This window comes from Virgibacillus sp. LDC1 (assembly GCF_025792345.1).
In the GTDB taxonomy this organism is placed as follows: Bacteria; Bacillota; Bacilli; order Paenibacillales; family Paenibacillaceae; genus Paenibacillus_AQ; species Paenibacillus_AQ lautus.
Genome location: NZ_JAOXLZ010000001.1, coordinates 276,866 through 298,524 on the forward strand (window position 1 = coordinate 276,866; position 21,659 = coordinate 298,524).

The following is a 21,659-nucleotide window of genomic DNA, read 5'->3' on the forward strand; positions in this document are numbered from 1 at the left end:
GATTCTATGAACTCTATGAGAGGCATAGAAATGAATTAAGCAGTTTTTATACCCTATTCAGCAGCCGATTTACGGTATTGAAGACGGTTATTTTAGGATGTCGTTAGGAGGGTTTTATGGTATGTCAGCAGTGAGACAGGATGCATGGAGTGCAGAGGACGACCTGATATTGGCGGAGGTGACCCTTCGTCATATTCGTGAGGGCAGCACCCAATTGGCTGCCTTTGAGGAAGTGGGAGAAAGAATCGGCCGGACATCGGCAGCTTGTGGGTTTCGTTGGAATAGCTGCGTTCGCAAGAAATATGAGGATGCTATCAGCTTGGCGAAATCTCAGCGTCAAAAGAGAAGTTATTATAAAAAACAGCCTTCGGTAAGCGGACCGCAGGTTGCCGGCTTGGCTGCTCAGGAACTGGAGCACGATGTCTATAAGAATGATGGTGCAAGTGAAGAGACACTGTCCATCGATGCCGTTATCCGTTTCCTTCGGCAGTGGAAGGGCGGGCTTCAGGAAAGTTCACGTCAGTATAAATTGCTCGAGAAGAATTTGCGTGAAAAAGAGGAAGAGCTTTCAAGGCTCCGCAGTGAGAATCAACGGTTATTGAAGGAAGTCAGCGAAGTGAAAACGGACTATCATGTGGTCAATGACGATTATAAGGCACTGATTCAGATTATGGATCGGGCACGCAGGCTTGCTTTCTTAAATGAAGAAGACGAGGAACTGAAGACGCGCTTCAAAATGGACGCAAACGGTAATCTGGAACGAATTGAATAGGTAATGGTTATCTTGCTCTAGCCGTAACCCGCATTAGTGCATTTCATGCGCTTTGGCGGGTTATTTGTGCGTATAGGAGATTATTCTGATATATACTAGGACTAGTACTTCGTGTTCGATTACAATAATGGGGGATTATCATGAATATCCATATTATCGGAGCTGGCTCATTGGGGCTATTATATGCGGGCAAACTTGCGGCGTCAGGCTGCCGTGTCACGTTATGGAGCCGCAGCGAGGAGCAGGCGGACAAGCTTCGGGCTTCCGGCATAACCATCGAGGACATGGGTCAGCACCAGGTCGTTGACGCCCATACTTTCTCGATCTGCTCATGGTCATCCTTTTCCGAGTCGGGTGGCGCGGCGGATGCGGATTATCTTTTCCTCATGTTGAAGCAGCAAGGGATCGAAGAGATGGCAACGGAGATGCTGGCTCTATTTGGGCAAGATCACCGCAGACTCCTATGTTTTCAGAACGGTACAGGCCATTTGGAGCGGCTTCAAGGCCTGCTGCCGATGTGGACGATCTACGCAGCCATTACTACGGAAGGGGCCAAGCGTACAAGCAGCGTCTCTGTTTTGCACGCCGGTCAGGGAACGACGACAATCGGCAAAATGAAACCTGCCGGGAGCCCATTCGATGCTTTCTCTCAAGAAGATCATGAAATTGAGCTTGTTAAACAGCTGAATAGAGCAGGATTTGAAGCTTTTTTGTCGAATGAAATGGAGGAGATGATTTATCGCAAACTGCTGATGAACGCAGTCATTAATCCTTTGACTGCATTGTGGCGGATTCCTAACGGAGAGCTGTTATCTTCCCCTGAACGAGTCAGGCTTATGAGGCAGTTATATAATGAAGGGATCGCCGTATATGACGCGGGTGGAATTCCTTATGGAAGCGGGCTGTGGGAATGGATTGTATCTGTCTGCCAATCGACTTCAGGTAACACGTCTTCCATGCTTAAGGATGTAATGGACGGCAGAACGACGGAAGTTGCCTGGATTAACGGCAGTATTGTCCGTTTGGGTCAAAAATATGGCGTTTCAGTGCCAACACACGAGCTGATAACGCAGCTCATCGAGGGGATGAATACATAGGGGGTCTTAGCATGGGTTTCTTGCAGGGGCTGTTTCACACATTAAGTCTTTTTCCGTTCATTCCGTTTTTACTGGTTTATTTCATTGTCTTGCAACGAAATAAAAATCGAAAGCAAGCGCTGGAGCTGGCCATGGATGTCACCACATTTTTTATGCTGTTTTCGGTCTCCGCCTTGTTTAATAATACATTCCAGTCCAAATTCGGTTTCTATCTCATTCTCCTCATGCTGCTCATTGCAGCGGGGCTGATCGGCAGTGCGCAGAACCGCTGGAAAGGCAAGGTTAACGGTAAAAGGCTGCTGCGCGCCGTGTGGCGTCTCGGGTTTGTCAGCATGAGCTTCGGGTACATAGTATTCACATTTTTTGGCATCCTCTCCTACATAATTAAGATGATGTAAGAACAATCTAATAACTAGAATTATATGATAAATCTGTTTGATCATTGGGTCAGGCAGATTTTTCAATTTATTGATTTCTGGATTTTTTTGACCACTGGTTGTATAATCGATAAGCATATACCTAAAATCTATGAGGGGGATACCGCAAGATGAAGAAACAAAAGAAATTACTGCTTCTCATGACGCTAATTCTTGCTTTCAGCTCAGTTTTGGCCGCGTGTGGAGCTGACAAGAACGAAGGCGCCAATAACGGCGGAACGGCGGACAAGCCTAAAGAGCAAGTCTTCCGGATGAACCTTGCTTCCGACCCTCCTACATTGGATCCGGGCTTGGCTCAGGATAACACGTCGAACACGGTAATCAGTGCTGTGTTTGAAGGTTTGGTTCGCAAGGGTGCAGATGGTTCTGAAGAGGCCGGCGTAGCCGAAAAATGGGATATTTCTGAAGATGGATTGAAATATGTCTTCACCCTTCGCAAAGATGCCAAATGGAGTAACGGCGATGCAGTAACGGCAAAAGATTTTGAGTATGCATGGAAACGCGTACTTGATCCGAACTTTACTCCTGCATCACCATATGCGTATCAGCTCTATTACATCAAAAACGCTGAAGCTTACAATCTTGGAGAGATCAAAGACGCCAATGAAGTCGGCGTAAAAGCAACCGATGATTATACGCTCGAAGTTACGCTGGCAAACCCAACGCCATACTTCCTCAGCTTGATGTCATTCCAAACTTATTTCCCGATTCACAGCTCCGTTGAAGGTAATGCTTCTTGGGCAACCAAACCGGAAACGTTGATCGGCAATGGTCCGTTCAAAGTTTCACAAATGACCAAAGGTCAAAAGATCGAGCTTGTGAAGAACGACCAATATTGGGATAAGGATTCAATCAAACTTGAAAAAGTTCAAATGAGTATCGTGAACAGCTCTGCAACGGAACTTTCAAGCTACCGTAACGATGAATTGGATTATGCAGGACATCCAACAGGAAATATTCCGACGGATCAGCTGAATGCGATCAAGAAGGAATTGGGCGATGAACTGATGATCAAAGGTATTTCATCGACGTATTTCTATATCTTTAACACAACAGAAGAACCGTTTGATAATGTGAACATCCGTAAAGCATTTGCCATGGCGATTGATCGTAAGGCGATCGTAGAGAAAATCACGCAAGGTGGACAGCTTCCTGCCTTTGGATTTGTTCCTCCTGGCATCAAGGGTGAGTCCGACGAGTACCGTAAAGAGGTAGCGGATTCTTACTTCGATGAAAATCTTGAAGAAGCTAAGAAACTGCTCGAGCAAGGTATGAAGGAAAAAGGCTATACCACATTACCGGAAGTTACTCTGATCCATAACTCCGATGACAACCACAAGAAAATTGCGCTTGCTATTGCTGATATGTGGAAGAATAACCTCGGTGTTACTGTGAAGGTACAAAACCAAGAGTGGGGCGTATTCCTGAAGAACCGTACGGATTTGAACTATCAAATTGCCCGTTCCGGTTGGGGAGCAGATTATAACGACCCGATGACTTATATCGATATGTGGACATCCAACGGTGGTAACAACGATACTGGCTTCAAGAACGAAGAATATGACAAACTTGTGAAGGATGCTTATGCAACTAGCGATAACGCTAAACGCATGGAGCTGATGTCCAAAGCTGAGAAAATTCTCGTTGAAGACAACCAAGTTGTAATGCCGATCTACTATTACTCTAGCGTGTCCCTGGTTAAACCATGGGTGAAGAACCTTCATCTGGATTATAAGGGTGATATCGATTTCACACGTGCATATATCGAGTAGTCTTTTGTAAGCCATTTATAAAAGGTTACGGTTCGGGATATATATGTGGGGCATTTAAACCTCATATATATCCCGATTTTTTTGTATGAGCACAAGGTTTCCAAATCTTGTGTCCGTTGGTGAAAGTTAAGGGATGCCAGTTCCGTTCTAGAATAATACAATTATATAGACGGCTTGGTTTAGAACAACTGATCAGGAGGCTAGCGAAATGCTGAGGTATGTGGCGAGTAAGTTTTTTTATATGCTTGTATCGTTGTTCATACTGATCTCAGCCACTTTTTTTCTTATGAAAGCCATACCGGGCGATCCGTTTATGGGAGAGAAAAAGCCATCGCCTGAAATTTTGGCGAGGCTGATGGAGCAGTATGATTTAGATAAACCGGTATTTCAGCAATATACGAAATACTTGGGCAATATCGTTCAGGGTGACTTTGGTTTGTCTATGAAGAAACAGGGGCAATCCGTCACTGATATTATTGTTGATACATTTGGCCCTTCACTCCGATTGGGTCTTATCGCGATCGTAGTATCCGTTATCGTGGGTGTCCTGCTGGGGATGCTTGCAGCTCTGTATCACCGCAAGCTGATTGACAACATCGCCATGATTATCTCGGTTCTCGGCATCGCAGTACCGAGTTTTGTACTCGCGTCATTGTTGCAATTCGTTCTCGCAGAGAAAGCGGGCATTTTCAATGTCATGGGTTTTGAAGGACCGCTAGACTATGTGCTTCCTGTAATGGCCCTATCTGCTCAACCGATTGCATTTATCGCGCGATTAACGCGATCCAGCATGCTGGAAGTACTGCATTCGGATTATATCAAGACGGCGAAGGCCAAGGGTCTTAACTGGTTCGCCATTATGTTCCGTCACGTTATCCGTAACGGCATCTTGCCGGTCGTAACGTACGTCGGCCCAATGACAGCGAACATCATTTCCGGTTCGGTCGTTATTGAACAGATCTTCGGTATTGGCGGCATAGGCAAGCAGTTCGTTGAAAGTATCACAAACCGCGATTATACAGTCATTATGGGGATTACCATATTCTACGGCATCTTGCTGATGCTGGCGCGTTTCGTTACAGATATCGTGTATGTATTTGTGGATCCACGCATTAAATTGACCGGCGGAAAGGAGAGGTAGACATGGAGAAAGAACAACGTATGCCTCATCCTGCGGCACTCAACTTGAAGCCTGAAGATTTTCAGAAGATTGGTCCTGATGAGAAACAATCCGAGGTAATACAGCGTGAAAGTTTGTCCTCTTGGAGAGATTCCTGGGAAAGATTGCGCAAGAACAAGCTTGCTATGACGGGCTTGGTTATTATGATTCTGATTGTCATCATGGCCATTATCGGCCCGATGATCTCTAACTATGATTATGAAACGAATGATTTGATGAATACGAATATGCCGCCTTCATCAGAACATTGGTTTGGAACCGACGATCTGGGCCGCGACGTTTTTGTACGTACCTGGATGGGAGCTCGGATTTCCTTGACCGTTGGTCTTGCAGCAGCTGCGATTGACTTGATGATTGGTGTAATATATGGCGGCATCATGGGTTATTTCGGTGGCCGTGTCGATGAGTTCATGAATAAGTTTGCAGAAATTTTGTATTCCATTCCTTATCTGCTCGTTACGATTTTGCTGCTGGTTGTATTTGAACCGAGTTTAGGAACGATCATACTCGCCTTAACCATCACCGGGTGGATTAACATGTCCTGGATTGTGCGGGGCGAGATTATGCAGCTTAAGAGCAGAGAATATGTCCTCGCCTCACGTTCGATGGGTGCGGGAACTGCGCGTCTATTGTTCCGGCATTTGATTCCGAATGCAATGGGGCCGATTATCGTTACATTGACCCTGTCGGTTCCAAGTGCGATCTTTGCCGAGGCTTTCCTGAGCTTCCTTGGTCTTGGAGTTCAAGCACCGGTTGCTTCATGGGGCTCCATGATTAATGATGCCCTGTCCGGATGGATGTACTATCCATGGCGGATGTTGTTCCCTGCTCTATTTATCAGCTTGACGATGTTAGCATTTAACATTTTCGGTGATGGATTGCGTGATGCCCTTGATCCGAAATTGAAAAAATAGGAGGTGGGAAGGTATGGAACCGATCTTGCAGGTGAAGGACCTCAACGTATCGTTTCGTGTTCGCGGCGGTGAAGTAAAGGCAGTTCGCGGCATGAATTTTGAAGTCGGCAAGGGGGAGACGGTTGCCATCGTCGGTGAGTCCGGAAGCGGTAAAAGTGTTACCGCCCAGACCATTATGCGATTGATTCCGTCCCCGCCCTCAGAAATAAAAAAGGGTGAGGTCATTTTCCAAGGACAAGACCTTCTCAAAAAAACGAATAAACAGATGGAAGCGATTCGCGGCAAGGATATTGGGATGATTTTTCAGGATCCGATGACGTCGCTGAATCCGACCATTAGAATAGGTAAACAAATCACGGAGGTGCTGATCAAGCACCAGGGGATGTCTTTTTCCGAAGCCAAAAAGCACGCCATTGAAATGCTGAAGCTGGTGGGAATCAAAAATGCGGAGGAGCGCTTCAATCAGTATCCGCATGAGTTCTCCGGCGGTATGCGGCAGCGTGCGATGATTGCCATTGCGCTTGCATGTAAGCCGACCCTGCTGATTGCGGACGAACCGACGACAGCACTCGACGTGACCATACAGGCACAGATTATGGACGTTATGAAGGAAATGCAAGAACGCTTGGGCACCTCGATCATTCTGATCACGCATGATCTCGGCGTTGTTGCCGGCATGTGTGACCGTGTCATCGTGATGTATGCAGGTGAAGTGGTGGAAACGGGAACGAAATGGGAGATTTTCAAAAATCCGCAGCATCCTTACACTAAAGGATTGCTTCGTTCCATGCCGCGTCTGGATCAGAAGAAAGACGAACCGCTGATTCCGATTATCGGAACACCTCCGGATCTTATTAAACCGCCTGTAGGCTGTCCGTTCGCCGCCCGCTGTGATGAAGCTATGCGAATTTGTGAACGGGTGGATCCGGGCGCAACAGAATTCAGCGACACGCACATGGCGCGCTGCTGGAATCTGCATCCGATGGCGAAGGAGGCGCAAGGTTCATGAAGGATAACCACTTGATTGAGGTAAAGGGCCTGAAGAAGTATTTTAACGTCGGCAAAGGCCAGGTTCTTAAAGCGGTTGACGATCTGAACTTCTATATTCGTGAAGGCGAAACGCTTGGCATGGTGGGAGAGTCGGGTTGTGGTAAATCAACAGCAGGACGGACGATTCTCCGTCTCTATGAACCTACGGCTGGCAGCGTTAATTTTAACGGAACGGATATTTACAAGCTGTCTCCGGGCAAGATGAAGGCGATGCGCCGCGATATGCAGATGATCTTCCAGGATCCGTATGCCTCGCTAAATCCAAGATTCACGGTGTCGGATATTATCGGAGAAGCTTTGGATATTCACGGAATGGCCGGCAGCCGGGCTGAACGCAAGAAGCGGATTGAGGAACTGCTGGATATGGTCGGCTTGAATAGTGACCACTCCACACGTTACCCTCATGAATTCTCGGGCGGTCAGCGTCAACGGATCGGGATTGCACGTGCTCTTGCGGTAAACCCTAAATTTATCATATGTGACGAGCCGATCTCGGCGCTTGACGTTTCGATTCAGGCGCAGGTGGTCAACCTGCTCAAGGATTTGCAGGATCGTCTTGGCCTGACCTATCTCTTCATTGCGCATGACCTGTCCATGGTCAAGCATATCAGTGACCGGGTAGCGGTTATGTACTTGGGCAAAATGGTGGAACTGGCAGACAGTGAAGAGCTGTATGCGAATCCGATCCATCCTTACACTAAAACCTTGCTGTCCGCGATTCCGATTCCGGATCCGGAAATTGAGGCTAACAAAAAGCGTCTCAAGCTGGAAGACGATACGCAGGGTCCGATCTCGGCCGCCAAAGGCGAAGACGGAACGGTTCAACTGGACGTGAAGGATTCGGAATTGGTCGAAGTGTCCAAAGGACACTGGGTTGCAAAAGCCTACGCTTGAGTAAACGAACCTCAATATGAGGAAGCTGCTTCAAGAATAGCCGCTGGCATCGTGCCGGCGGCTATTCTTTTCCTTTGACGCAGAATGCCAACATTCGGTACAATCAAGAAAGGCAAAATGATATAGAAGAAATTAAATTCCATGCACAATCTAGATTTGGTTGCGACGTAGAATAGGAGGCATACCTCATGAATATCGTTCCGGAACCATTATCCCTCGCTTCGCGTCTCGCTCAGGATTATATTCATCATTTCGACCGGGTAAGCGGGTTCTACGGTGAAGATTACCGCGGCGAGCACAGCTATGCAGAACGGGTACAATGGCTGGATCTTTCGGAAGACAAACGAATTCAGCGTAAAGCGCTGGCGGATTGTCTTCGGACGTACAATCAGAAACACAATGATCATCCCGCTGTACATAAATCCCTTCAACTTCTGGAGCAGCCAGGAACGGTTACCATGGTTGGTGGACAACAAAGCGGTTTGTTCACCGGACCATTGCTTGTCATATATAAAGCAATTACCGTCATTCAAGCGGCCCGCGAAGCGGAAGAGCGCTTGAATCGTCCTGTCGTGCCTGTATTTTGGATCGCCGGGGAGGACCATGATTGGGATGAAGTCAACCATACGTACTTTCTGAGTCAGGATCAGCAGCTATCCAAGATCAAGCTTGATGCCAAGGACGGACTCAGGACGTCGGTTAGTTATACCGACGTTGCTGCGGAAGATTGGAATGCGATGCTGGCAGCACTCCAGACCCAGTTGGCAGACAGCGAATATAAGGCCGATCTGCTGAAAATGGCAAAGGAATCGCTTCACGGTTCGGCTGGGCTCAGCGAGGCATTCGCTAAACTAATCAGCTGTATGTTCGGCAAATATGGGCTAATACTCCTGGATTCCGCCGACCCGGGACTTCGGGCGTTGGAAGTGCCCATATTCGAATCGCTGATTACCCGCAACGAAACCCTGGGACTTTCGTACCAGCAGGCGGCAAGGGATATCGCGGGACGGGGTTACGAAGTCCAGGCTGATGTATCCGAGAATGGGGCCAACTTGTTCTACTTGCATGAAGGCAGACGCTTGCTGCTTTACCGAGAAGGACATGTATTCTCAGACCGGAAAGGCATCGTTAAGCTGACGGAAGAAGAACTGCTTCAGGATTTGCATCAGCATCCTGAACGCTTCAGCAACAATGTGCTGACCCGTCCGATCATGCAGGATTCGCTGCTGCCCGTGCTCGGGACGATACTCGGTCCAGGCGAGATTTCCTATTGGGCGATTACACGCTATGCATTTACCGACTTGGGTTTGCAGATGCCGTTGATCATCCCGAGAATGTCATTCTCCATCGTAGATGGAACCGTCCATAAGCTTATGGAGAAATACGGATTGTCCTTCGAGGATGTTCAGCTTCGCTTGTCTGAAAAGCGTGAGGCTTGGCTTGCCAGCAAGGATGAGTTGAATCTGGAAGAACGATTCAGTCAAACCCGGGAACAATTTGAAGCATTGTATCAGCCTTTAATAGAAGATCTTGGCAAAATGCAAAGTGGACTGTTAAAATTAGGTCTAACCAATAAAGATAAAATATTGGAGCAGATGGATTACCTGTTAAGTAAATCCCGGAATGCCTTGGAACAGCAGCATGAGGCCGCACTGGCACAGTGGAAGCGCATTGAACAGACACTGCTGCCGGAAGGGAAACCTCAGGAGAGGGTGTACAACATCCTGGAATACATGAATCGTTATGGATTGAATCTGGTGGATCGCCTGATGGAAATCCCTTACGAAGCTTCGGGCATTCACAGGGTCGTTTACGTATAACGATCAGGAATTCAATCATCAGATCATAGGAGGCTGTTAAATGAGCTCATCATCAATACAAACCAGCAATATTACCGACTTGAAACTGGCACCGGAAGGTCATCTGAAAATTGATTGGGTCCAGGCACATATGCCGGTACTGAACCGGGTGCGTGAACAATTCGAGAAAGAACAGCCATTCAAAGGATTGAAAGTCGCCATCTCCTTGCATCTGGAAGCCAAGACCGCATATCTGGCGAAAGTCATTCAGGCTGGCGGAGCCGAAGTGACGATTACGGGCAGTAATCCGTTGTCCACTCAAGATGATGTATGTGCCGCTTTGGTAGAAGACGGGATCACGGTGTTTGCCAAATATAACCCGGATCCTGAGGAATACAAGCAGCACCTCATTTCAACACTGGAAACCAGACCGGATCTAATCATCGACGATGGCGGGGATCTCGTAACGATCCTGCACTCCGAGCGTACGGATCTGCTTGAAGGAATTCGAGGCGGAGCGGAAGAGACAACGACAGGCATCCTGCGTCTGAAATCTTTGGAGAAAGAAGGCTCTCTGAAATTCCCGATGGTTGCCGTGAATGATGCATACTGCAAATACTTATTCGATAACCGTTACGGTACCGGACAATCGGTCTGGGATGGAATTAACCGGACGACCAACCTGGTGGTTGCAGGCAAGACGGTCGTTGTCGTAGGGTATGGCTGGTGCGGCAAGGGCGTGGCCATGCGTGCCAAAGGTCTTGGAGCCAACGTCATTGTGACCGAGATTGATGCGATTAAGGCCGTTGAGGCTTATATGGACGGCTTCCGCGTTATGCCAATGCGCGAAGCAGCCAAATTGGGAGACTTCTTTGTGACCGTCACGGGTAACCGCGATGTCATCAGTGGGGAAGACTTTGATGTCATGAAGGACGGTGCCATTTTATCCAATGCCGGTCACTTCGACGTGGAAGTCAATAAACCGGATTTATCAGAACGTTCTCAATCGGTTCGGACGGTTCGGCGCAATATCGAAGAATATCATCTGAAAGATGGCCGTAAGATTTATTTGCTTGCCGAAGGCCGTTTGGTGAATCTGGCGGCAGGTGACGGACATCCGGCAGAAATTATGGATATGACGTTTGCGCTTCAGGCCTTGTCGCTCAAACACGTGAATGATCAGTACAAGAGCATCGGTAACCGCGTAGTTAATGTTCCTTACGAATTGGATGAACAGGTTGCCTTATACAAACTGGAAAGTCTAGGTATTGCCATCGACAGCCTGAGCGCTGAACAGAAGTCGTACTTGGACAGCTGGGCTCAGCACTAAACAGCAGCAGCTTTAGATCATTTCCAAACCTCCTTTCCATCCCCGAGCGGGATGAAAGGAGGTTTTTTATGCGATTGTTCTGAGAGAAAGTTCCAAAAAAACAACTAGTCGTTAGAAGGTATTTGATTCTTGACGCCGAATCTATTATCCTAAAGTGGTGGAAAGTGGTGCAAAGTGGGGAATCGGGGTTAAGGGGTGGAGTGCCTGATGTTCATGGGGGAGTTTCAACATAGCATCGACGATAAGGGGAGAATCATTATCCCTGCTAAGTTTCGTGACCTCCTGGGCACCTCGTTTATCGTAACCCGCGGATTGGACAATTGCCTCTTTGTATACCCCAAAGATGAATGGGCCATCATGGAACAGAAGCTCAAATCCCTGCCACTCATGAAGTCGGATGCACGCGCATTTACACGGTTTTTTTTCTCCGGGGCGACGGAATGTGAATGGGATAAACAGGGAAGGGTAAATTTGCCGGGCAATTTGCGCGAGTTCGCCAAGCTCGAGAAGGAATGCGTCGTCATCGGCGTATCGAGCCGAGTGGAGATCTGGAGCAAGGAGCAGTGGCAGAATTACTATCAGCAGTCGGAGGAAGCATTCAACGACATTGCTGAGAAGCTGGTAGACTTTGATTTTGATTTATGACAAGCGTAGGAACATCGTATTGAAATGGACAAGTTACACTTAAAATCATGAATGAGACACAATGGAGGGCTGCAGCTTTGTTCCATCACATCACAGTGCTTAAGCAAGAAGCGACACAAGGGCTGCGCATCAAACCAGACGGTATATATGTTGACTGTACGCTCGGGGGAGCAGGGCACAGCTCGCTTATTGCTTCCCAACTAAGTTCAAAAGGCCGGTTAATCGCATTGGATCAGGACGATTGGGCATTGAATAACGCCCGGGAAGCCATGAAGCCTTATGTGGACCGGATTACTCTCGTCAAAACCAATTTTCGTGATTTGGAGGAGGTGCTCCGAAACGAAGTGGAGGTTGACGAGAACGGGCAGCCGCAAGTTGACGGTATACTGTTCGATTTGGGCGTATCCTCACCGCAGTTCGATGAAGGGGAGAGAGGGTTTAGTTACAATCACGATGCCCCGCTGGATATGCGGATGGATCAGTCCGCTGAGCTTACCGCAGCCAAAATTGTAAACGAATGGCCGGAACAGGAAATCGCACGAATATTGTATGAATACGGCGAAGAGAAATTTTCAAGGCGAATTGCCAAGGTCATTGTTGAAAGAAGGGCACAGAGTCCTATTCAGACAACCGGCGAGCTTGTCGAAATGATTAAGGAAGGGATTCCGGCCGCAGCTCGGAGAACGGGCGGCCACCCAGCTAAACGAAGCTTTCAAGCGTTTCGCATTGCGGTAAATGATGAGCTTGGCGCATTCAAAGACGCGCTTCACCAAGCTGTGAGATGTCTTGCACCAGGAGGAAGAGTCTCGGTTATCACATTTCACTCGCTCGAAGACCGAATATGCAAACAGATTTTTAACAGCTATATTCCCAAGTGTACGTGTCCCCCGGATTTTCCGATGTGTGTATGCGGAGGCGGCCAAGGTGATCTGAAGCTGGTTAACCGCAAACCGCAGATCCCATCGGCGGAAGAGATTGAGAGTAATCCAAGGGCGCGTTCGGCAAAACTGCGGATTGCGGAGAAACTGTAGAAACATAAAATCCCTGAAAGAAGGAGAATCAGCTATGGCTTACACGCGCGGCAATTTAGCCGTACAGGAGAGACAGAAGGAAACGCAGCAGTCCGCTTATCTTGAGAAGACAAAAGTCGTCAAGCGTCGTTCCCAGCTTCCGCAAAAAGAAAAGCTGTTGTATTTGTTGTCCGTGGTGTTTGTGGTAGCCATCATGGGCGTCATTGGCATGAGTCATGTTCATTCCTATGATTTGAACCGGCAGATCCATGATACCGACAATAAAATAGTCAAGGCGAAACGAGATATTGATCAGCTTCAGGTGGAAAAGCAAACACTGGAGACGCAAATATTGGACAAGGCGAAAGAGTTGGGGTATGTCCCTATTGAGGACAACCATACGATCCAGCTATCACCCGTCTCGGGGTCATCCGAGACACAGAATTCGGACTCGGGACAAAATGATTGAAGTGTGAGGTTTTGACCGATGATAAAAAAAATCAAACTGCGTACCGTGCTAATAGGGGGATGTATAACCCTCTTTTTTGCTTTATTGATTGGTCGGGTGTTTTGGCTGCAGGTGATCGATAACGACTTCTGGAAGGAACAAGCTTTATCGAAATGGTCGCGAAAACAGGATCTTCCGGCCACGCGAGGAACGATTACGGACCGGGACGGCGATATTCTTGCTATGGACGCGCCTGCCTTTACGGTCATTGTGAACCCTGCGGTCATTCAGGCTAACGGCTTGGAGAATGAGGTAGTTAAAGGGCTGCATGAGATTCTTGGCAAGGATGAGGACGAACTCCGTGAACTGGTTAAGGCTAAAGACGATAAGGGGGAATACCTCAAGGGCCGCGAAGTCCGCAGCGAAGGATGGAAGATTGACCAGGAGAAGATGGAAGAGGTTAAAGCGTTTAGTGAAAGCTTGAATCAAAAATTAAAGGCTGCCGGTAAAGTTCCCGATTCGGGCATAGGCTTTCAGCGAGAGTCCAAACGATTTTATCCCAAAGAGACATTGGCTGCACATATTTTGGGTTATACCGATCGTCAGGGTAAGGGAATCGGAGGCATTGAGCAACGTTATGACGACAAGCTGAAGGGAACCGACGGATTCGCTTCTTACAAGAGTGACAAGAAGGGGGTCAAGCTGCCGAGTGAAGACGATTTATACCAGCCTGCAATAAATGGGAAAAATTTAGTACTGACGACCGACGATACAATCCAGTATTATATCGAGGAAGCGATGCGCGACACGTATAACCAATATAAACCAATCAGTATGACGGTAATCGCAGCGGATCCGAACACGATGGAAATACTGGGGATGGCCAACATGCCGACTTTTGATCCCAATACATATTCGGAATGGAATCAAAAGAGTTTTATCAATCATGCCGTAAGCTCAAGATATGAACCTGGCTCCACCTTTAAAATCGTAACCCTGGCAAGCGCCGTGCAGGAAAAGCTGTTTAATCCGAATGCTGCCTACCAATCCGGTTCCATTCGGGTAGGGGGAAGAACCCACCGAGACATTAATAGCGTAGGGTGGGGGCCGATCTCTTATCTGGAAGGTGTTAAGAGGTCCAGTAACGTGGCCTTTGTTAAGCTCGGATTCGAAATGCTGGGCAAGGAGCGTTTCACCAATTACATCAAGGAGTTTGGGTTTACGGAGAAGACCGACATCGATCTTCCGGGTGAGATTCTGGGTAGTCTTAATATGACTTATGATTCCGATATTTCAACCATGACCTACGGTTATGCCGTTTCGGTAACGCCCATTCAGCAAATCGCTGCCATCTCGGCCGTAGCGAATGGCGGTAAATTGATGAAACCGCACATGGTGAAGGAAATCGAGGATCCGAATACGGGCAAGATCGAGAAGATTGAGCCGGAAATGATTCGGCAAGTTATTTCTCCAGAAGCAGCCAAAGAGACAGGTAAGTATCTGGAACAGGTTGTTGCGGACCAATCAATTGGTACGGGTAGAAAAGCGTATATCGATGGTTACCGTGTAGCAGGGAAAACAGGAACCGCGATTAAATCCAATGGCGGATATGCAGATCGTTCCAAACAAATTGTTTCATTCATCGGCTATGCACCTGTGGAAAATCCGAAGATAGCCGTACTGGTCATTATTGACGAAGCGAATGATGAACAAGGTGGCGGTGCATTGGCTGCTCCGATATTTAAAGAGATTGTATCAAAGACACTAACATACTGGGGTGTCCCTAAATCGAATACGACCCAGCAATCAGACAAGTCCAAAACAGCGACAATTCCGGATAATGCTCGCATATCTCCTAACTTGAAGGGCATGAAAGTCAGCGAAGTGAAGACCAAGCTGCTTGACGAGGGCATGACTTTCGAAACGCTGGGGAGCGGCAGCACGGTTAAACAACAGTATCCGCCTGCTGGTGTGCCTTTGAGCAGCGGACAGAATATCTATCTAATCACCGAGGACAATGCATCCATGGAAATCCCGCACTTACAGGGGGAATCCCTCCGGGATGCCATGGAAGTACTCACCTTGATGAAGGTGAAGGTAAGTGTACAAGGTGAAGGCTACGTTGCTGAACAATTGGAAACGACCGAGAATGGTCAGCGAACCGTACATTTGACGCTCAAATCGGCTCAAGAGTTGATAACGGGAAAGAGCAGTTCCGATGAAACTTCCTCCGTTGGCACCGAAAATGCGAACGGGGAAGAAGCCGGTGGAAAAGAGTCGGAAGGAACTGCCGATAACGATGCCGAGGCAACCGACCAAGGGCAAGGCAATACAGAAGGGGAATAGCTTGTTCTAACCCGGGTTTGTCCCGAATACTCATGTGAAGAACGCATATCATGAGCTTTCGGGTTCAAACAGGGAGGGAAGCTTAGGTGAAAGTATCCAAGGTATCGCAGCGGAGAAGACTGCTCTGGAGCCTGCTGCTGCTGCTCCTGCTGTTCTCTGCACTGATTATCAGACTGGCTTATGTGCAGATTGGGAAAGGCGCGGAGCTGTCGGCGAAGGCGGAGGATCTTTGGCGCCGCGACATTCCGTTTGCGGCACAGCGTGGTGAGATTTTGGATCGTAACGGAACCGCATTGGTTACGAATATAACGACACCGACCATTTGGGCGATTCCCGTACAAATCAAAGATCCGGACCATACGGCCGAAACCTTGGCTGGGCTTATCAGCATGGACAAAGCCGATATCAAGAAAATCATTACGAAACGTTCGAGGTTGGAACGGATAAATCCCGGTGGACGAAAAATTACGATGGAGCTGGCTCAGGAAATTCGTGATTTGAAGCTGCCGGGTATCGTTGTTGCTGAGGATAACAAACGGTATTATCCCTATGGCGATCTCGCAGCCCATATTTTGGGGTTCACGGGGGCCTACAGCCAGGGACTTACCGGCTTGGAAGCCATGCATGACGATAAGCTGAAAGGCTTCGAAGGCGGAATATCCTATCTGTCCGATGCAGGCGGAAGAATCATGCCGGGCTCCTCGGAAAAGTATGTCGAGCCTCGTGATGGTCTGAACCTGGAGCTAACGATCGATAAATCCATACAGTCCATTATGGAGCGGGAGCTTGACCAGGCCATGGTGAAGTATCAGGCGAATGGGGCATGGTCGATTGCCATGAATCCCAAGACAGGCGAGATTTTGGCGATGGCCAGCAGGCCGGGTTATTCTCCAGCCAATTACCAGGAGTTTTCGGCCGAGACGTACAATCGCAACCTGCCGATCTGGATGACCTATGAGCCGGGCTCGACGTTCAAGATTATTACGCTTGCCGCTGCCCTTGAAGAGGACAAGGTCGATCTGAAGAACGACCACTTCTTTGACAGTGGAGCGGTAGAAGTCGGTGGAGCGAGACTGCGCTGCTGGAAAAAAGGCGGCCATGGCAGCCAGTCCTTCATGGAGGTTGTCCAGAACTCCTGCAACCCGGGCTTTGTGGCGTTAGGTCAGAAGCTGGGCAAGGAAAGCCTGTTCCAGTATATCCGCGATTTTGGCTTTGGGGCGAAGACGGGCATCGATTTGAACGGTGAAGAGAATGGCATCCTGTTCAAGCTTGATAAGGTCGGTCCTGTTGAGCTGGCCACAACGGCATTTGGGCAAGGGGTATCGGTTACGCCGATCCAGCAGGTTGCTGCAGTGTCCGCCGCCATTAACGGCGGCAAATTATTTAAGCCGCATGTGGCCAAGGCGTGGGTCAATCCGGAGACGGGCGAGACGGTCGAGGAAATCAAGCCGGAGCTCGTCAGACAAGTCATTTCGGAAGAAACGTCCAAGCAAGTGCGCGAGGCACTCGAAAGCGTCGTTGCAAAAGGGACCGGACGCCCGGCCTTCATCGACGGTTATCGTGTCGGAGGGAAGACGGGTACCGCCCAGAAGGTTATTAACGGCAGATACTCCTCAACTGAGCATATCGTATCTTTTATCGGATTCGCACCTGCCGATGATCCTGAGATTGTGGTGTACACAGCGGTAGATAACCCGAAGGGCATTCAGTTCGGTGGAGTCGTGGCTGCTCCCATCGTCCAGAACATCCTGGAGGATGCGCTGCATTACATGAATGTTCCGCCGCGCAAAGACCAGCTTGCCCGTGAATACAAATATGGCGAGACGCCAACCGTGACTGTGCCGAACCTGGTCGGAGCGACCGTTCAGGATCTGTATGAGGACCTGAATATGAATTTCATGCTGGCCAAGTCCGGAACCGGCAACACGGTCATTTCCCAGGCACCGAAGCCGGGAAGCCGGGTGGAGCGAGGATCCACCATTCGGATTTATATGGGTGAAGATCCGGAGGAATCCAAGCACGAACATTAAGGCATCATCCGATTCACGAGTGAGGACGGATGGTGCAGATATATAGAGAGAGGGATAACAAATGAAATTGAAGCAATTATCATCCGTATTGGCTGCTGCTGTTATCGAGGGGTCCGGAGATGTTGAAATAACAGGGATTGAGACAGACTCGAGACAAGTGAAGGCGGGGGATTTGTTCATTTGTCTGCCGGGCCATACGGTAGATGGACACCAGTTTGCAGCCCAGGCTGCAGACCAAGGCGCTGCGGCCTTGGTCGTTGAGCGGAAGCTTGAGATAGACCTTCCGCAAGTCATTGTGAAGGACAGCCGCTTTGCGATGGCGGGTTTGGCGAATGCCTTTTTTAATCAGCCAAGCTCCCGCATGAAGATGATCGGCGTGACCGGAACGAACGGCAAGACCACAACAACGTATTTGATCGAGTCGATCATGAACGATTACGGTTTGAAGACCGGGTTGATCGGCACCATTCAGATGAGATACGACGGCCGTTCGTTCCCGATGCCGAGAACGACGCCTGAGGCGCTGGAACTCCAGCGTTATTTGAACGATATGGCGAACGCAGGCACCGAGTGCTGCGTAATGGAGGTATCCTCGCACGCGCTCGAACAGGGGCGGGTGAAGGGAACGGATTTCCGGACAGCTATATTCACTAACCTGACGCAGGATCATCTGGACTATCATCATACGATGGAAGAATACCGCGGGGCCAAAGGGTTATTTTTCTCCCGGCTGGGCAACGCTTTTGCCAAGGATGAATCGTCGCGCAAATATGCCGTCCTGAATGCGGATGATGAGGCTTCAGCTTATTTTGCCAAGCAGACCGCGGCGGAAGTGATTACCTATGGTTTGGGAGACGATGCGGATATACGGGCAAGCAACATCTCGATCACCGCTCAAGGCACCTCGTTCCATGTGGATACATTCCGCGGCAGTGCGGATATTTCGATTCGAATGGTAGGGAAATTCAATGTGTACAACGCGATGGCGGCGATTGCTGCCGCGCTTCTTGAGGGAATCCCGCTCGAGGATATCAAGAACAGCCTGGAGTCCGTACCCGGAGTTGACGGCCGCGTTGAGGTCGTGGATGAAGGTCAGCCGTACGCCGTGATCGTGGATTATGCGCATACGCCGGACGGGCTCGAAAATGTACTGCGAACCGTTAATGAATTTGCTGAAGGCCGGGTGCTTACGGTATTCGGCTGCGGCGGTGACCGGGATCGGACCAAACGGCCGATCATGGGTAAAATTGCTGCGAAATATAGCGATATTGTATTCGTGACTTCCGATAATCCCCGTACGGAAGACCCGGATTTGATCCTGAAGGATATCGAAGCCGGCTTGATTGAAGACGGAGTGTCAACAGAAAGCTACAAGCTCATCGTTGATCGCCGGAAAGCGATCGAAAAGGCTATTGAAATGGCAAGCCCGGGCGATGTAGTATTGATTGCGGGGAAAGGTCATGAGACCTACCAGCTGATTGCGGGCGAAGTGCTAGATTTTGACGACCGCATCGTAGCCAAAGACGCGATAAGGGGCAGACAATAGTGATCCATAAATCATTAAAGAGCATCGCCGACATGTGCGGCGGGACGCTCTCACGTAACCAAGATGACAACATTATCATTCAAGGGGTCGGTACCGACTCCAGAACCATACAGCCGGGAAATCTGTTTGTTCCGATTGTTGGCGAGAAATTTGATGGGCACGAGTTCGCGGAGAGCGTGCTCGCCAGCGGAGCTGGCGCAGTGCTCTGGCAGAGAGATCATCAACCGATTCCCGACCTCCCGCTCATTCTCGTTGAGGATACATTAACGGCGCTCCAGTCGCTTGCGGCGGCTTATTTGTCCGAAAGCAGCGCAAAGGTGATCGGCATTACCGGCAGTAACGGGAAAACCACAGTGAAGGACATGGTCTCCGCACTGCTTGAAACCACGTTTAACGTTCACAAGACGCAAGGCAATTACAACAATCATATCGGTCTTCCGTTAACTGTACTCGCGATGAAGGAAGATACCGATATGATCGTGCTTGAGATGGGCATGAGCGGACGTCACGAGATAGAACTGCTTTCGACCATTGCGCGTCCGGATATGACGGTGATTACCAACGTGGGGGAAGCGCATATGCTTCAGCTCGGCTCGCGTGAGGAAATCGCCCGCGCCAAGCTTGAAATCATCAGCGGCATGAAGCCGGGCGGCTTGCTGATCTATCACGGGGACGAACCGTTGATCCGTCAGGTGCTTGCTGAAGAAACGACGGTGAAGCCAGAAGGACTGCGAACGTTTACGTTTGGCAATCAAGAAACCAATGATGATTATCCGACGGGACTCATGTTCCATGCAAAAGGAATCATATTCACTTCGAACCGGCATGCGGGCGAAGGCTTCAGCCTGCCGCTTCTCGGCCGTCATAATGTAGTCAACGCGCTGGCGGCTATGGCTGTAGCGGCCCATTTGGGAATCGGCGATGAAGCGATTCGCAGCGGGTTTGCCAATCTGAAGCTGTCGAGCATGCGGATCGAAGCCGTGGAGACTGCGTTCGGGGTCACCGTGCTGAACGATGCTTACAATTCCAGTCCTACCGCGGTTAAGGCGGCATTGGACGTGCTTGGGGATATGAAAGGCTACCACCGACGAATTGCCGTTCTCGGGGACATGCTGGAACTTGGTCAGCGGGAAGAGGAATTCCATGCCGAGATTGGAGATTACTTATCTCCGGACAATACGGATTTTGTGTTCACCTACGGCCCATTGTCGCTTCACACGGCGAAGAAAGCGAAAGATCGCTTCCCTGAAGGGGCTGTGCTTCCGTTTACGGATAAAGAAAGACTGATCGAAGCCTTGCTGGAGCGGGTAACGGAGAAGGATATCGTATTGGTGAAAGCCTCGCGCGGCATGAGGCTGGAACATGTGGTTGACGCCTTGAAGGCCCTGCCTGGCGGCAACAACGGAGTGAGGGGGTGAGCAGATGGACTTTCAATTGCTGTTATTGACAATCGGTGTAGCGTTTGTGCTTGCGGTGATATCGGCTCCGCTGCTCATTCCGCTGCTGCGGCGGATGAAGTTCGGCCAGCAGGTCAGGAGTGACGGTCCGCAGAGCCACTTGAAAAAAGCCGGAACGCCAACGATGGGCGGCGTTGTGATTTTGCTTGCTTTTACACTGACTTATATTAAGTTTTCTCCTGTCGATACTGATTTCTATGTGATGATCGTAGCGACGCTCGGTTTCGGTTTGATCGGCTTTCTTGACGACTATATTAAGATCGTATTTCGCAGATCATTAGGACTCACGGCCAGGCAGAAGCTGTTTGGACAGCTTCTGTTTTCCGGTATTATGTGCTGGCTGTTGATCTCCAACGGGCATAGCACGGCGATAAGCGTTCCAGGGATGGATTGGTCCTTTGATTGGGGGCCTTGGTTCTATTATCCGTTTATCGTGGTCATGATGCTTGCGATCAGCAACGCGGTCAATTTTACCGATGGAGTGGATGGTCTTCTGTCCGGTGTCAGCGCGATTGCCTTCGGCGCTTATGCCATTGTGGCCATTCAGTCTACTTCGTTCGCGGCGGCATTTTGTGCAGCGGCGATGATCGGTGCGGTTCTCGGTTTCCTGGTATTTAACGCTCACCCTGCCAAGGTGTTCATGGGAGACACGGGGTCTTTAGGAATCGGGGGTGCTATTGGCGCCATTGCGATCGTTACCAAGAGTGAGCTGCTGTTCCTCATTATTGGCGGGGTATTCGTCATTGAGATGTTATCCGTTGTGCTTCAGGTGGTCTCCTTCAAAACCAGAGGCAAACGAATATTCAAAATGAGCCCGATCCATCACCATTATGAACTATCCGGGTGGTCGGAGTGGCGCGTCGTCTTTACATTTTGGGCCGTGGGACTGATACTTGCGGGACTCGGACTTTATATCAACAAGGGGTTGTAAC

Annotated in this window: 18 protein-coding genes; all 18 read left to right on the plus strand. The window is 49.3% G+C overall.

What is annotated here, in order from left to right:
* Positions 1-121: 121 nt before the first annotated feature.
* Positions 122-772, plus strand: coding sequence for an RsfA family transcriptional regulator (locus OHJ21_RS01265; protein WP_100535941.1), 651 nt, complete (start codon positions 122-124; stop codon positions 770-772).
* Between the two features lie 140 nt (positions 773-912).
* A complete protein-coding gene (locus OHJ21_RS01270; protein WP_486019207.1) occupies positions 913-1,869 on the plus strand; it encodes a ketopantoate reductase family protein in 957 nt (318 codons plus the stop codon).
* An 11-nt stretch (positions 1,870-1,880) separates the two neighbouring features.
* The gene (locus OHJ21_RS01275) at positions 1,881-2,267 is read left to right on the plus strand and encodes a DUF3397 domain-containing protein (protein WP_100535943.1); all 387 of its coding nucleotides are present in this window, start codon (positions 1,881-1,883) and stop codon (positions 2,265-2,267) included.
* 149 nt (positions 2,268-2,416) lie between these two features.
* A complete protein-coding gene (locus OHJ21_RS01280; RefSeq protein WP_100535944.1) occupies positions 2,417-4,078 on the plus strand; it encodes a peptide ABC transporter substrate-binding protein in 1,662 nt (553 codons plus the stop codon).
* 208 nt (positions 4,079-4,286) lie between these two features.
* Positions 4,287-5,219, plus strand: coding sequence for an ABC transporter permease (locus OHJ21_RS01285; protein WP_486019208.1), 933 nt, complete (start codon positions 4,287-4,289; stop codon positions 5,217-5,219).
* Positions 5,220-5,221: 2 nt separating this feature from the next.
* Complete coding sequence (locus OHJ21_RS01290) at positions 5,222-6,172, plus strand: ABC transporter permease (RefSeq protein ID WP_127592036.1); 951 nt, start codon at positions 5,222-5,224, stop codon at positions 6,170-6,172.
* A 13-nt stretch (positions 6,173-6,185) separates the two neighbouring features.
* Positions 6,186-7,181 carry an ABC transporter ATP-binding protein gene (locus OHJ21_RS01295; protein WP_076320625.1) on the plus strand — a complete coding sequence of 332 codons (996 nt, stop codon included), beginning with the start codon at positions 6,186-6,188 and terminating at the stop codon, positions 7,179-7,181.
* Positions 7,178-8,116, plus strand: a complete 939-nt coding sequence (locus tag OHJ21_RS01300) for an ABC transporter ATP-binding protein (protein ID WP_100535947.1) — start codon at positions 7,178-7,180, stop codon at positions 8,114-8,116. Before OHJ21_RS01295 ends, OHJ21_RS01300 begins: the two co-directional genes overlap by 4 nt.
* Positions 8,117-8,304: 188 nt before the next feature.
* Positions 8,305-9,936, plus strand: a complete 1,632-nt coding sequence (gene bshC / locus OHJ21_RS01305; protein WP_486019209.1) for a bacillithiol biosynthesis cysteine-adding enzyme BshC — start codon at positions 8,305-8,307, stop codon at positions 9,934-9,936.
* Between the two features lie 40 nt (positions 9,937-9,976).
* A complete protein-coding gene (locus OHJ21_RS01310) occupies positions 9,977-11,245 on the plus strand; it encodes an adenosylhomocysteinase (protein WP_100535949.1) in 1,269 nt (422 codons plus the stop codon).
* Positions 11,246-11,452: 207 nt separating this feature from the next.
* Complete coding sequence (gene mraZ / locus OHJ21_RS01315; RefSeq protein ID WP_009590832.1) at positions 11,453-11,890, plus strand: division/cell wall cluster transcriptional repressor MraZ; 438 nt, start codon at positions 11,453-11,455, stop codon at positions 11,888-11,890.
* Positions 11,891-11,967: 77 nt separating this feature from the next.
* Positions 11,968-12,921, plus strand: coding sequence for a 16S rRNA (cytosine(1402)-N(4))-methyltransferase RsmH (gene rsmH, locus OHJ21_RS01320; RefSeq protein ID WP_486020988.1), 954 nt, complete (start codon positions 11,968-11,970; stop codon positions 12,919-12,921).
* A gap of 34 nt (positions 12,922-12,955) precedes the next feature.
* Positions 12,956-13,369 carry a cell division protein FtsL gene (locus OHJ21_RS01325; RefSeq protein ID WP_100535951.1) on the plus strand — a complete coding sequence of 138 codons (414 nt, stop codon included), beginning with the start codon at positions 12,956-12,958 and terminating at the stop codon, positions 13,367-13,369.
* A gap of 18 nt (positions 13,370-13,387) precedes the next feature.
* Positions 13,388-15,694, plus strand: coding sequence for a penicillin-binding transpeptidase domain-containing protein (locus tag OHJ21_RS01330; protein ID WP_486019210.1), 2,307 nt, complete (start codon positions 13,388-13,390; stop codon positions 15,692-15,694).
* Positions 15,695-15,780: 86 nt separating this feature from the next.
* Complete coding sequence (locus tag OHJ21_RS01335) at positions 15,781-17,724, plus strand: stage V sporulation protein D (RefSeq protein WP_100535953.1); 1,944 nt, start codon at positions 15,781-15,783, stop codon at positions 17,722-17,724.
* Positions 17,725-17,785: 61 nt separating this feature from the next.
* Positions 17,786-19,270: a UDP-N-acetylmuramoyl-L-alanyl-D-glutamate--2,6-diaminopimelate ligase gene (locus OHJ21_RS01340; RefSeq protein ID WP_486019211.1), complete on the plus strand. Its 1,485-nt coding sequence runs from the start codon at positions 17,786-17,788 to the stop codon at positions 19,268-19,270.
* A complete protein-coding gene (locus tag OHJ21_RS01345; RefSeq protein ID WP_486019212.1) occupies positions 19,270-20,688 on the plus strand; it encodes a UDP-N-acetylmuramoyl-tripeptide--D-alanyl-D-alanine ligase in 1,419 nt (472 codons plus the stop codon). The genes OHJ21_RS01340 and OHJ21_RS01345 overlap by 1 nt, the downstream gene beginning before the upstream one ends.
* 4 nt (positions 20,689-20,692) lie before the next feature.
* Positions 20,693-21,658 (plus strand): phospho-N-acetylmuramoyl-pentapeptide-transferase, encoded by a 966-nt coding sequence (gene mraY, locus OHJ21_RS01350; RefSeq protein WP_100535956.1) that lies wholly within the window; start codon positions 20,693-20,695, stop codon positions 21,656-21,658.
* Position 21,659: the final 1 nt, after the last annotated feature.